The organism is Salinigranum halophilum (genome assembly GCF_007004735.1).
In the GTDB taxonomy this organism is placed as follows: Archaea; Halobacteriota; Halobacteria; order Halobacteriales; family Haloferacaceae; genus Salinigranum; species Salinigranum halophilum.
In genome coordinates this window covers 397,445-411,099 of record NZ_SSNL01000006.1, presented here as the reverse complement: position 1 = coordinate 411,099, position 13,655 = coordinate 397,445, and the positions used below count along the sequence as shown (strand labels likewise).

Here is a 13,655-nt window from a genome sequence, read left to right as displayed (position 1 = left end):
CTTCGCTCGGTGTTTCGTAACCAGTCACAGAGACCCCTTGCGGAGAATCGAGGCGCCCTGTCGTCAGTCGCGTCCGAACAGACAACGGAGCGTGTCGAGGAGTCGCCGTGGCGTGGATGGTTCGTCGAGAACGGGTGACTCCGCTCGTGTTTCTGTCTTTCGCGTCTCTCCGGACTCCCCGGTCGCGTCGTCGATGACGCTCACGCCACTCGTCTGCTCACGGACCAGACAGAGCACGTCGTAGTTGATGTGGTCGACGCTCTCGTACACCGCGACGACGACGGTTCGTCGCGGGGTGTGGCCTCTCGCCTGGAGCTGTTCGATCGCGCGAACCACGTTAGCCGCAGCCGTGAAGTCGCCAACAGCGACCGTTACCGGCGTGTCGTCCGACGGGTCAGCGTCGAGAAGTTCCTGCAACCCTTCTGGGAACGTTGTCTCGGACGAAGGGTCTGCGAGTTGCCGGATGAACGCCCCTTCAGGGGTGTCTTCGCGGAGCCTCCAGTGGGGCCGTTTCTCGAACTCTTCGGTTACGGCTGCGGAAAGCGTATCGAGTGGACTCGCGTTCGACTCGTGGTCGAACTGTGTCACGGCGAAAAGCGCTTCACTCGTCGAACGCATCGCGGGGACGAATCCACGGACTTCCTGATGGTCGGAATCGACAACGAGTCGGACGCCGGCCTCAAAGTCGCGAGTGACGCGAGAGCGTTCCTCCTCATCGACGTCATCGGTGTTGCGAACCAGGCACTGACCGGTCGTCGCCGCGTAGATTCTCCGGACGGTCATTCGTCGTCATTGTCATCGAAATCCGTCTGGCTCATGTATTCGAACAGTGCGTTATACGCTTTCGTGACGTCCGACTCACCGTTACGAAGTGGCGTTCTGTCCACGAGATCTTTGCCCTCGAACCGACGGAGGAGTTGCTCGGAGCCTTTCAGGACGGGCTCGTCTCTCGAGAGTTGGATATTGAGTCCGTCCGAGTCCTGTGAGTTGTGATCGATGTCGAACCAGAGCGGATAGACGAACTCCTGAAAGGTATCTGCCAGCATGTTGTCGAAGTCGTAGTTCCATCTGTTGTCGATGTACTGTCTCGCAATCCATTTGGCGTACAGCTTCTGCCCTGTCGACCCGTCCCGTACGACGTTCTCCGGCGTTTCACTGAAAACTTCGGTGTCGTTTGTTGCGGTACGAATACTCTGCATCTCGGGGAGTTTACGGTCGGCTTCTTCAGCATTATCGACGCCGTTGTGCATCTCTTTGAAGTCCTGAAAGACTAGGTCGGCCATCGTCGTCACCCAGACGAACGACTTCGTCCGGTCGGTCCGAAGTAGACCAATCAGGTCCTCGTACGCCTTCTTGTAGGCCTGTGAATCCGCGCGTTGCTTCTGTCCCGGGGCGTAGTAGGCCCGGTCCTCACCGAGAGAGGGGAGGTCCTCGAACGATTCGAACTCGTCAAGCCGCGTGGCCGGCTCACCGGACTCCTCGTACACGAGTTGCCCGCTCTCTCGGGTTACGACGACCCACTCTCCCGGTTCGGCGTTGCCGTCATAGTCGTCGGGGTCTTCGGTCTCCGGGATCCTGACGGAGAGGCGTCCCTCGTCAAGCCGTTCGACTTCGAAGACCGGGAAGTACACAGGGGTATTTCCTCGTTCGACGACCGGTGTCAGGAAGTCGTCGAGTGGGACCGTGAACACCACGGTGTCAGCCGTGTCGATCAGCTTCGCCAACTGTATGCGAAGATACTCCGCGTTTATCTCCTCTCCTTGTTCTTCGATTTTATCGAACACGTCTTCCCACTGCTCCTCGGATCCGAGGAACCACAGATAGTTCGTGACGACGGCGAGTACTCGTGCGACAACGCCATCCGAAGACTCTTGGTTTTCTCGATGCGTTCGGACCTCTTCGGCCAACGACTTCTCGTTCTCGTTCGGGATGATGAGCTCTCCCTGATAGTCAATCCCGGTGACAGTGTTCTTCTTTCGGAGGATTTTCCGATTCGAGAGGTAGCTGAACTGGAGCACATTGAAGTCGCCTTCGTCCGTTCGAGGAGGGAACTCGTTGTGGTTACTGATCTTCGCACTGATTGTGTCGATGTGCGCGCTGTGCCGTTCCTGCTGGAAGTTCCGGTCGACGTGGAGGAACAGCCCACCCATGACAGCTGTCTTGCCCGACCGTTCAGGACCGATCTGGACGATACGGAACTCGTTGTCGTACTCGGTCGAGAGGTAGAAACAGAACACGAGAACGCCCGCGAACAGCAGGTGTCGAGGGACCGCCCCGAGCCCGGTGCTGGTCGAGAACGAGTTCGCCGACCCGACGAACAGATGGAAGTCGATGAGGCCCCCGACGACGCCGATGAGAACCGCACCGAACACAAAGGTGGGAGCTCGTTTGAGCGCTCTAGGCGGGTTGTCCATGAGTCGGGTGTTTCGGCCTGTCGCGTACTTCACGAACTGGATTCCTCCGAGTTGCACACCGGCCAACCCCCCAGCGCCCACGAGCACTCCTGCCTCGAACGTCATACCAAGTGACGACTGCAGTCCGTCTATAGTCGCTCCCACGATGACTAGCGAAAACGCGACCGGAGCGAAGACGAGATACCGCTTGTACGTATCGTACAGCCAGACGAACACCACGCCACCCCATAGGCCGAGAACGAGCGCGTATGCTGCGGTTTCAGTCCCTAAGAGTCCGACGAGGAGCCCGAACGACCCGGAGAGTAGGAGGCCTTCGTTCCACGATGGGACCCAGACCTCATGTACCAGTAGAAACGTCGTTGAGACGATTCCGAACAAGAGACCCGTACCCATGACGGCCTCCCGCAGTTCGGAGTTCTCCTTCCATCGAGCTTGAGCTGGGATCATACAATCTGTAGCCTCGGTACGGTCTCCTGATTCATCGTTACTGGCAAAAAAACGTACATGTATGAGAACATTTCGGACGGTTTGTGTACTTGATGGGTTTTATTATCGTCATCGAACGCTCGGTCCGCGCGTCTAGGCGGATTGTCGTCCTCAGATGGCCACTATCCCCGGAAACAACACGTCGTACAGTTCGTGGACGACCGAGGCGGAGAACGCTGTTGCCCCGCCCATGAGCAACCCGGTGTTCCACCGCTCGTCGTCCGAGGTACACAGGCCCGCGGCGTACGTCTGCTTGCTGATCGGCCAGAACGGCCGGACTCTGTACCCGCCTCCTTTGGTCAACATGTCCGCCCCGAGGTGTCCAGTCAGCCCCACGAAGATGCTGATACACAGGAGTTGCCACACGTGGTGAGGGTTGATGAGGACTTCGTGAAGCACGCCGAACTGGATCACGAGCTCTTGGAGCACGTGAATCGGATATGCGACCGTACTGGGGACCGTGAACGCGACCAGCAGGGCGAAACCCACGGTGTGCGTCACTCCTCGATGACGGAGGACTGAGACCACCTGGTCCTTGTCTGGGAGCGTCGTGAACAAGAGCATGACAAGTGTCGAGAGCACCCCGGCAGGGACACTCAACAGAAGGACTGCGACCGCTCCGAGAAGCAGGGTCATCCCGTAGTGACCTCGTCGTTCCATACCAGAAGACCGTGGTGAGCGAATTAAATCGTATCGGTGATGTCAACTGTTCGATCAGTTCACACAAAGAGCGAGGCGAGCGGTGAGAGTGTCAAAGGTACGGTGGCACGACGGCGGGAACGAACCAGAGGACGGCGAGCCCAATCCACGCCCAGCGGAAATGGCGCCGGACACTCAGGATGGCGGGCTCAACTAGGAAGGCCCCCAGCACTATCATCACGAACGAGGACGCGACACCTCGTACAATCATGGTTTCCATCACCGGCGATTTTACGCCCGTCGTCGAAACCGAGACGGTCGGTGCCGGGGACACGGAGTTCCTCCCGGATATGATTCCGTGGCTGGATTACAACCACACCTTCACCATCGAGGTAACCCTCGGCGAAGCGGTCGTCTCGACGACCCGCTACAATGTCGGAGACATTCCTCCACTCCGACACCACGACTTATTGTAGCCCGGAATAAAAGGACGAGTCGTGTCAACAGAGCCTGGAGAAACGTTCTGGGAACCATCGGTCTCGGTTGTCGGTGTGGGCAGGCGCGGGAGCGGCATCGTTGGAGCGATCGACACAGCGACCGCCGCAAACATCCAGACCATCTTGAGCGGTACCGAAGCAGTATCGGTAGCGGACGAGGTGTCCGATTACGACTTCTGTTTTCTTACTGGCGACCTCCGCGAGACGAGCGTTCCCGATTGGGTGTCGACCGTTCTCTCATCTTCTGAGTCCCGTACGATCTGCCTGTTGAGTGGAACCACAGACCGGCCGGGCGAACTCCTCGAGAGTACGAACCTCCTCGTCCCGATTCGCGATGAGGTCTGGTCTGAATCAGAACAGTTAGTCTCGAGCACGGTCGCGGACTTCTTCGAGTGTATGCTCCCGCCGATGGTCGAGAATCTGGGATATGGTGACATCATCTTAAGTACCGGGTCAGCGCGGATCGCTTCACTGTCCGTCGAGGTCGATAGTCAGATAGAGACCATCCTCACTCGCGGAACGAGCATCGACTCACCGGATTCTGTGCTACTATTCAGGTGTGCTGGGGAACGCGCCTCGAGGGACGAAATGTACCGGTTAGGCCAACGAGCCTCGTCGCGTTACGAAGATACGCCCGTATTGTGGGACCAACGCATCCACCCACGGTACCAAGACAAATCGCACGTCAAACGCTTCCTGATCGCTGAGGCTGAACGTGAAGAGCGCGAGCAACTCCTGCGAAAGTGACTGCGTCTCGGAGGTCACTGCATCAGTCGCAGTCGACACATTCTCTTACTTCGACGCCACCCTCGTACGACACCCAGTGCAGTTCGCCACCGCAGGTGGAACACCACATGTCTAACTTCTTTCTCTTTTCTCGGCTGAGCGGGTATCCACCTTCTCCGAAAAAGTCCTGCATGCTCAGGTGTAGCGAGTTACAGAAACATATAGTTCCGTCAGACAATTGACCGGCATTATTTCCCGACTGGACACCCAACCCGTTGCTATGCGAATTGGTCTACTCTCGGATATCCACGGCAACCTTCCCGCTCTTGAAGCAGTTCTTGAGGACATGGATGCGGTAGATACTATCATCTGTGTCGGCGATATCGTGGGGTACAACCCATGGCCCGCGGAGTGCGTTGACCGTGTTCAGGACGTCTGTTCGCTCGTCGTCCAGGGGAACCACGACCGGACTGTAGAAACTCCTGAAAGGTACGCGGCTAACGAGATGGCGAGAGCCGGACTGGAGTATGCTAGAGGGGAGCTGACCGCAAAACAGAGACAGTGGCTTGCGGACCTGCCGCCACGAACCGTATTCACGAACAACACCTATCAGTTAGCGCACAGCCACCCAGATCCACACAAACTCGACCGGTACGTTCGGCCGGCCGAGTTCCCGAAGATGCGGCCGTACCTCGATGATCACGAAGGAATCGTCATCGGACACACCCACATTCAGCACAAAGCTGTCATCGACGACCGTCTAATCGTCAATCCTGGAAGCGTCGGCCAGCCACGAGACGGGAATTCGGATGCGGCGTATGCGATCTTGGACACAGGGGAGAGAAATGTGGAGATGCGTCGTGTCGAGTACGATATCAACCGGGTCATCTCGCGTGTCGAGGAAGTCGGTCTTCCCAAGCGAACTGGTGCCCGGCTTCTCGATGGATCTTGATCTGCAGCGACGATCAGAGTGACGTCAACGACGTCCGAACGCTGGTTTGCGTTTCAGGCATCCTCCAGTAGCTCTAATGTTTTCGGGTCGGGTTCGTTGTCGTAATACCGTTTTAGAGCCGTTCTGAATGGGGTCGGGTCTTTCGCGGCCGCATCAAAGAGTGTCATGGAGGAGCGAAACTTCAGGTCGTCCGGTGATCCGAATATGTCGTTGACAGAGCGCCCCTCAACGGCGTTCACGATCTCCGTACACTCACGAATCCGTGGCCCAAGTATCGAGTGGACTAGGTAGGCCTCAGCTTCGTCTCTGGAAGATATCGCGTAGCGCTGAGCCATCTGACTGCGACCAAGCCCTTCCATCTGAGGGAACACGTACCACATCCAATGGGTCCGCTTACGACCTGACCGCAGTTCTTCCTTGACCTCTTCTATTACGGATTCCTGGGTCTCAACGAACCGTTGCAGGTTATGTGGATCATCCGAGCGTGTCATATTCTCTCTGTATATTTCTTAGGAGGTTCACTGCTAAAGAGGTCCGGGGACCGAGCTCGATGTTCTTGAGTTCGTCATTAGTCAACGGAATCTTGGAGCAGTCGGTAAACTAACACCTATGAGCCACCGAGATTCTCTCAAAGGCCAGATCACTCTCCCCACAGGTCGTGCCGAAAAGGGTGTGTCTGAGTTCTGAATCCGAAAGGACTCGCCGCGCTACGGTTCGCTACTGATACAACGTGGCTACGTTCTCGACATCACCTACTTACCCGAACACGGTCGTTGGCTGTCGGTGCGTCGTCGATTGGTCGATCTGCGATGGTCAACGTGGTATCCTGTCATGTCTCGAACGTCGGGTCACCATTGTACCAGCGCTTGATCACATCTTCACACCGAACGGCGTCGCCAACAGTCAGTCTGGGATGGTGGTGGGCCTTGATGAGCGTCCTACCGCCGACATCAGTCGGGAGTCCGGATGCGGCGTATGCAATCTTGGATACGGAGGAAGGGAATATCGAGATGCACCGTGTTGAGTACGACCTCAACCGGGTAATCTCGCGTATTGAGGAGGTCTTATTGCCCATGCGAACTGGTACTCAACTTCTCGATGGCTCCTAATTTAGTACTCTGACCGAAATGGTACCCTCTTCAAAAATGCTATTTTAAATTCTGCAGCTTCGAATTCAAATTCGCCTATCCGAATCAGTAGAACGACCAATCGTGATACGCTTCGACCTCCTCTGAGCTATCGACGTCTGTCAGCGACTCCTCATCTCCTCGGTCAACGTAGACCTCCATGCGAGAGAGTTCCTCTTCCAGATTCTCGTACACCATTGCAAGCCGCTCTCGTTCCGTCTCAGAGATGTCGTCGTTATTCTCCGCTACCCGCTCCAGCAAGTCGCAGGTACTGGCGACAACACCGCGGGCAAGCATGAGCGCTTGTGAGGGTGGATGGATGAACTGACAGAGTTTGACATTCCCCGAATACAGGTCGTAATCCAGTCGAGGCAAACTCAACCCTTCCGAGTATCTAAACCCTCGCCTGAGGACCGGCATCGGGTTCTGCAACTCGTGCGTCCGTTCTGCGAAGACCAACTCAAACTCGTCAGACAGACGGTCGTACTCCGCGCCGAGCGCTCGAAGATCGTCGGTCGGTGCGGACTGGTCCTCCCCGTACTGGGATTCGAGATCCTCGTAGAACGTCTCGATATCGAGGAGGGTGAACGCGACGATCCGGAAGATGCCGTCTTCTGCCTCTGCGAAGGCTCGAAGTCGGTTTCTGACCGTCCCGTACTCACCAAGTAGATGCTCCTCTCTGAGGTCGTCCAGCACGCTCCGGACTTCGGTCTCACTGTCGTAGAACGATTCTACCCACCGCCGTGGAGGACCAGCCGTGTCCCGTTCCTCTCCCCTCGACATAGCGGTCTCCCTATTCAAAATGGACTGTGATGGAAGTTACTACTGTCATTTCTCAACTCTCTTTCGAGGGATTGCAGTCCGGCAATAATCATCACTTCTTATGATCTTCCCAGGCCTGTCTCGCATCGTTCACGTCGGCAAATCGTTTGTCCAGGTCGATGTAATTGGTGAGCAGGTCGATGTTGAGTGGGGTGTATTCGAGCAGTTCGACGGAGACGTTTACTCGTTGGTTTTCGGGGTCGATGAACGGAAATTGGTCCGGGTGATTGTCGTGATGGTGTCCATGGACCACCCAGCCATCCCAGTCCTGCGGGACCTTTTCAGGCCAGTGTGTACAGAGGAATCTCCAATCGCCATGAGAGAGAACATACCACTCGTGCGCTCCGAGTCCATCGATACCATCTCGGAGTGAATCGTGATTTCCCCGAATGAACACAAGACGACCGTTGAGGCGAGCGATCCACTCACAGACTTGGTCCTCACCGCGTGTAAGCGCTAAATCGCCAACGAAGATGACCTCGTCATCCTCATCGACAGTCTGGTTCCAGTTATCAACGAGGGCCTCGTTCATTTCCTCCACATCAGTGAACGGCCGGTCACAGTAGTCGATAATGTTGGCATGCTCGAGATGAAGGTCGGAGATGAGATACCGGGTCATGAACGACCTCTGAGACCAGAGCAGTATTCAATATCAGTACATCACAAAGCCGGTTAGTTGAGACGTCTGCTTGCAGAAGGTGTGCCTAAGACCCAGCAAGCAGACGGTGAAATCCACGAAGACCAGCTCCTTAACTTCCTCGTCAACTCCCTTGACGAGGAAGTTGCTCTTACACTCGCTGAAAACGCCGAGCTCGAAGCTGAAGACATCTACGAGGTCCTCGTCGGCGCGTGCGCCGACGGGACCTCGGTCTCAACGCTCTGTAAGAAAAGCGAAGATGCACCCCACGAAAACTCGGTTCTCTACCATCTCCGCACCAAGTTCGACCTTGAGACGCTCGAACAAGTCGGCAACACGCTCCTCCAGAAGGACGTTCTCGACGTCCTCCCCGAGCAGGTGGAGGTCGTTGCGGACCTCCACCTGCGGCCCTACTACGGTGACGAAGACGATACAGAGGGTCTCTACCATTCGGAAGCGAAGCGTGGAACCACCGCGTTCCACGCGTACGCAACACTGTACGCACGCGTGAAGAACAAACGCTACACGCTGGCGGTGCGCCGTCTCGAAGACGGCGACACCGCCAGCAGCGTCCTCGCAGAGTTTCTCGGTATCCTCGACGGCCTTGACCTCGGCGTCAAGGCCGTCTACCTTGACCGCGAATTCTACGACAGCAAGTGTTTGACATTACTTCAGGCACACAACCACGCGTACGTCATGCCGATCGTCCGCTGGGGACGGACGATCAAGCGAGAACTCTCGGAAGGCTGGAGTCGTGTGATTCGGCATGACCTGACGGCGAAACTCGACGGTCACAGCTGGACCGTCGAGTTTCCCGTCTACATCGACTGTACGTACCTGAACGAGCGGTACGACAAGCATGGGGTGGCGCGTCACGGCTATGCCGCTGACGCGCCGTTCATCAACACTCCACGAGACGCTCGATACCACTACGCGAAACGCTTCGGTATCGAGGCAAGCTATCGGCTCTCCGAGCAAACGATTGCGACGACTACGACACAGAATCCGGTCGTGCGGCTGTTGTACGTCGTGGTGAGTTTGGTGTTACAGAACGTGTGGCGGTATCTGCACTGGGAGTATGTGGCGACGCCCCGCCGTGGGGGGCGTCGCCTCTGGGAGTGGCCGTACAAGGAGTTCACCAACATGATGCGACGGGCAGCGTGGACGGCCCTCGCGACGCGTCGGGCCGTCCCCGCAAACCGGCCACCGGACGACCGGTTTAGCCGGTAATCTCCGACTGGGCTAGCCAGCGGTGTGAGTGGCGACGCTGTCGCGTCGGCGGCGGCTGCCGCCGACAGCGACAGCTCTCCATCGGTTCGCCCAGAATTCTCACGTCGAGACCGCCAGTGCAACCGCTCCGCCACAGAACTCAGGCTTTAGAAACAGCTAGCCGAGGATTCTTTGTGAGGTACTGAATATTCGTTTCAAGCAGCAGGAGACAGCTTCATCGATTCAGTTGGACTGTGACAATTTTGAATCAGCTATCGATACAGTATTGGACTGTTATTTAGTAGAGATTACAAGGAAATCGCATGGAAACACAAGTTTACAAGGCACGCTCAGACCAGACTCGGCTGAAAAATCGTGGGAGACGATGTAGCCTCTCGCGGGAACTTCAGATGACCACAGGTGTGGAGCCAAACCATCATATTCGGGTTGAGTGTGAAGGGAAGGCGGCGTACTATATTGTCGATCAGGTTCACGAGAACTCGAGTTATCCTTTCAGAACGGCGAAAAAGGGGCGAGAGCGTCTCGGTAGTTCCCCAGGTGATACAATAACGATTTCTCCGATTGTTCCTCAGGAAGACTACCTGCAGGCCAGGCGAACAGGCGGATTCACTGAGACAGTGTGGGACGACGGCAAACAAGATGAGATTCTCTTCATCGCACCCCACGGCGGCGACGTCGAATTTGGCACCGACGACATCGCGATTCGGAGCCACAACGCGATGCAAAACAATGGGTATTCCAGTTCGGTGTGGATGTGTCATGGGTTCAATAATGACTTAGCGAAGGACGCTTTTACCAGATGGCATATCAAAAAGCCCTGCCAGTCCATTCCCTCATACCCAGGGTTGCGGCAACTCTCTGATCGTCGGTTCGACTACTGTGTTTCATTCCATATGCAAGGAAAAGACAAAGAGCGTGATGAGTACTACATCGGTGTCGGGGGGCAAGTCGACGATGAGATTCGCATCGAGATCGCGGAGCTACTGCGGGAACGAACGGGGAAGACCGTCGTTGATGAACTAGACGAGATGATGTGGGCTGGCACGAGTGATACCAATAGCGTAAACTATCTGTCCAAACAAGGTGGTCTTCAACTCGAACTCACTCCTGGGACGTGTTACCGGTACAGGCGGAAAGTGGCGCAGACCGTGTTCGACGTATTCTCGGAGCGGATTGATTTAGAAAAGTGAGTCAATTCAGAGATACAGTTACATCGTTGACTCTTGACGAACGCTCGCTCTCTCGACGTTGATTGGTGTACCGATTCCTTTTGCGCTCGATCACACGCCTAAGCAGCACGGTCAAAAGGCGTACGCCCGGACGAAGGTACCAGATAGAATCAAGAGTGTTCTGCCGTGGAAGCATTGGGGTCACCACGAGACAGGAATCTAGAGGCGGCATACGACGTCGACGTGATTGACGATGGGAAGAACCGACCCTCGGTGAGTCAAATGCGATACCAGCGGGGGTCATCTCATATATGGTAAATCACGGCTCCAAACGCGAACTGGGCCGACTCATTGATATGGCACACGGACATTCATATTGTGTGGTTGATATTAAATATGCCAAGACCACAATAGTATACAACTTTATTATTACGTCTGGTTAACGATTACATGCGAAAGACAATGCCAAACCTAGTTACAACAGTACATCTGTAACTGTAAGTTAGAACTGATTGGAATCAGATACTATTCAATTAGAATTACTTGAGAATGCAAGGTCCCATCGTGAAATATAATGTTTTGTTGTTTAATATAATGATAGAAACTATTCTGATTCGATATCTCGACCGATTATTCAACCACGGTTCTCAGTACGAGGACTTGGCCGACTGGACGGGGCCTCCAGCATCAACAGTTCCACTGTCTCACAGTCGGCGCTCCCCACCAATAGTGCTACTCGCTTCTCATCCGGGGTCTCCTGACATCGACGGTGGCTCCATCGGGGGGATCTGGTAGTCCGATTAGAGCAGATGTTCTAGCTGACGAGGCCGCTGTGTGAACTACTCGTCAACAACCCCCCTGATGTCCCGATACGACGACATAGCGGAGTAAAGGAGCGGTAACGGAACGAGTGTCCTCACACGAAGTTTATGTTTGGCAGTGTATAAACCTAACACGCCGGTCAAGCGCCTCTTTGCACATTCGTCTGCGCATTCATAATGTCTCGTTCACCTCACACTGACATTCTTCAAGCGGATACGCCACTCACGCGTGGCGTCCCAGGTGATAGACGACTCCCCACACAAACGATAACCCAACCATCACAACGGCAGCTCCGGCGAACTGTTCGTTCACGGGAAGGCCTGCCCCAGTTACCCGTTGTAGCCATCCGATGACGAACAAGGATACCTGTCCGAGTGGCGGTACAAGATCCCAGATCAACTTCGACAGTATCGTACCGGTGATGAGGGTCACGAACGCGGCTGCCCCGTGAGAGGCGCCTGATGTCGCTGGCATAGTTATGTTTGTGACGCTCGTGGCTAAATTTGTACGGTGCGTTCCTGGGTTTGGAGCGCGACCGAATGGTATCCCAGGATCCCACAGTGGGAGCAACGTGCGGGTGAATCAACCACTCTCTTACCGGCAGAAGTCAATGAGTCCTAACCACTTATCAAATTACACGACAGAAATTGTCACTGAAGAGGAGTTCTGAGACGTCTGTAATCAAGACTTTCCTCAATCCTACCGGAGGGTTGTGCCCACTGGACCGCCACATCTCGGCCACTACCGACTGATCGAGAAGCAGTTGGATTGTTCGGTCACGGGTTTGACCACACCGTGTTGCTCGCTAATCTCCACGCCTACCTGGACGACGAGAAGTATCCATGGGGGGAGATGGACTGCCGCGCCGGGGTCTACCAGACCGTGTTCGAACTGCTCGGTCTTGACGACGCCTCGTTCGTCCGGGGAAGTAGTTTCCAGCGCTTGGAAGCGTACATTGACGACCTATACCGTGCGCTTGGGATGGTGACGGGAAATCGTGTGGAGCGTGCGGCGTCGGAAGTGGTCCGTGGTGACGCCCCGACACTCGGTTCGCTCACGTACCCGGTCATGCAGTCGCTCGACTGTGAGCATCTGAACGTCGACCTCGCTCTGGGTGGAAGCGACCAGCGTCACGTCTACATGCTCACTCGAGAGTTGCTCCCGCAACTGGGCGGAGAACAGGTTTGTTTCCTGTTCACCCCACTGAGTACCGGTCCAGACGCCGAAAGGACGCACGCGGCCGAGAAATCGAGAATAGAGCTATGGGCTTCCCCGGAGCAGGTGACACAAGCCATCGAACAGGCCTACTGTCCACCAGACGCAGTGGAGCAGAATCCGGTCCTCGAGTACGCGACCCACTTCGGATTCCCACAACTTGGAGAGTGCCACGTGACGCGGCCGGCAAAATACGGTGGTAACGTCCACTACGACCGTCCCGCACAACTCGTTGAGGATTTCCGCAGTGGTGACCTCCATCCCGCCGACCTCAAGCAAGCCGTTGCCACCGGAATCAACGAGGCGTTGCAACCGGTCCGAGAGTACTTCAGAGAACAGCGCGCTCCTGTTGAAGACGTTCGATCGGTAGGGACGCTCAGCATTCGGGCACATTTACACACCCTTAGGCGGAAGGAGGAACGTCTTATGGACCGCATTGCAGACAACCTCTTCGTCGGCGCGATGGAAGACGCGGGCGATGGAACCTCGATTCAGACTCATAAGATTACTACCATCGTCTCTCTTACGTACGGAGACCCCGATAGAGGGTATCCACCTGGAATCGACGTGACTAAGCTCCCGATGAAAGACGGCCCACAGAACGATCGAGAGACGTTCGAGCGAGCCGTCCGTGCGACACTTGAGAATCTCCGGTCTGGTGAAAGGGTTCTCATTCACTGCTCGGCGGGTGCCTCCCGGAGCGTCGCCGTTGCTGCAGCAGCTATTGGGATTCAACAGGGCTGTGATATCGACCGTGCCTTCGAGATGGTTGCAGAGCAACGAACAGAAACCAGTCCACATCCTGCTCTCCGTCGGAGAGCGGAAGCGGTGTTAGCCGAACAGGGGTGATGACAGTTCTGGTGGCGCTTGCACTACCGTTCCATCCTGTTGCGTAGCCAGTGAACGACCTCGCGAATCT

Annotated in this window: 12 protein-coding genes; 6 read left to right on the top strand and 6 right to left on the bottom strand. The window is 55.8% G+C overall.

Annotation, left to right across the window (positions count from 1 at the left end; genetic code table 11):
* Positions 1-63: 63 nt before the first annotated feature.
* The 3 genes from E6N53_RS17205 to E6N53_RS17195 all read right to left on the bottom strand — a co-directional run bounded on the left by E6N53_RS17205 (position 64) and on the right by E6N53_RS17195 (position 3,560).
* Positions 64-783 carry a hypothetical protein gene (locus E6N53_RS17205; protein WP_142860723.1) on the bottom strand — a complete coding sequence of 240 codons (720 nt, stop codon included), beginning with the start codon at positions 781-783 and terminating at the stop codon, positions 64-66.
* Complete coding sequence (locus E6N53_RS17200) at positions 780-2,807, bottom strand: Bax inhibitor 1 family protein (protein ID WP_142860722.1); 2,028 nt, start codon at positions 2,805-2,807, stop codon at positions 780-782. The genes E6N53_RS17205 and E6N53_RS17200 overlap by 4 nt, the downstream gene beginning before the upstream one ends.
* Positions 2,808-3,011: 204 nt before the next feature.
* The gene (locus E6N53_RS17195; RefSeq protein WP_142860721.1) at positions 3,012-3,560 is read right to left on the bottom strand and encodes a metal-dependent hydrolase; all 549 of its coding nucleotides are present in this window, start codon (positions 3,558-3,560) and stop codon (positions 3,012-3,014) included.
* Positions 3,561-3,739: 179 nt separating this feature from the next.
* On the opposite strand from E6N53_RS17195, the gene E6N53_RS17190 reads away from it, so the two are divergent.
* The 3 genes from E6N53_RS17190 (at position 3,740) to E6N53_RS17180 (ending at position 5,714) form a co-directional block, all read left to right on the top strand.
* Entirely contained in the window at positions 3,740-4,015 is a 276-nt protein-coding gene (locus E6N53_RS17190) for a hypothetical protein (RefSeq protein ID WP_142860720.1), read from the top strand.
* Between the two features lie 21 nt (positions 4,016-4,036).
* Positions 4,037-4,783 carry a hypothetical protein gene (locus E6N53_RS17185; RefSeq protein ID WP_142860719.1) on the top strand — a complete coding sequence of 249 codons (747 nt, stop codon included), beginning with the start codon at positions 4,037-4,039 and terminating at the stop codon, positions 4,781-4,783.
* Between the two features lie 259 nt (positions 4,784-5,042).
* Entirely contained in the window at positions 5,043-5,714 is a 672-nt protein-coding gene (locus tag E6N53_RS17180) for a metallophosphoesterase family protein (protein WP_142860718.1), read from the top strand.
* 53 nt (positions 5,715-5,767) lie between these two features.
* Here the strand turns inward: E6N53_RS17180 and E6N53_RS17175 are convergent, their stop codons facing one another.
* From E6N53_RS17175 to E6N53_RS17165, 3 genes are all read right to left on the bottom strand, one after another.
* On the bottom strand, positions 5,768-6,205 hold the full coding sequence (locus tag E6N53_RS17175; RefSeq protein WP_142860717.1) for a DUF1810 domain-containing protein: 438 nt from the start codon (positions 6,203-6,205) through the stop codon (positions 5,768-5,770).
* 702 nt (positions 6,206-6,907) lie between these two features.
* The gene (locus E6N53_RS17170; protein ID WP_161596587.1) at positions 6,908-7,624 is read right to left on the bottom strand and encodes a hypothetical protein; all 717 of its coding nucleotides are present in this window, start codon (positions 7,622-7,624) and stop codon (positions 6,908-6,910) included.
* A 91-nt stretch (positions 7,625-7,715) separates the two neighbouring features.
* Entirely contained in the window at positions 7,716-8,282 is a 567-nt protein-coding gene (locus E6N53_RS17165) for a metallophosphoesterase (protein ID WP_161596586.1), read from the bottom strand.
* Between the two features lie 81 nt (positions 8,283-8,363).
* Here E6N53_RS17165 and E6N53_RS17160 point away from each other — a divergent pair, with 81 nt between their 5' ends.
* From E6N53_RS17160 to E6N53_RS17150, 3 genes are all read left to right on the top strand, one after another.
* Complete coding sequence (locus tag E6N53_RS17160; RefSeq protein ID WP_142860909.1) at positions 8,364-9,530, top strand: ISH3 family transposase; 1,167 nt, start codon at positions 8,364-8,366, stop codon at positions 9,528-9,530.
* 302 nt (positions 9,531-9,832) lie between these two features.
* The gene (locus tag E6N53_RS17155; RefSeq protein ID WP_142860715.1) at positions 9,833-10,720 is read left to right on the top strand and encodes a poly-gamma-glutamate hydrolase family protein; all 888 of its coding nucleotides are present in this window, start codon (positions 9,833-9,835) and stop codon (positions 10,718-10,720) included.
* Between the two features lie 1,569 nt (positions 10,721-12,289).
* A complete protein-coding gene (locus tag E6N53_RS17150) occupies positions 12,290-13,585 on the top strand; it encodes a tyrosine--tRNA ligase (RefSeq protein WP_142860714.1) in 1,296 nt (431 codons plus the stop codon).
* Positions 13,586-13,655 lie beyond the last annotated feature (70 nt).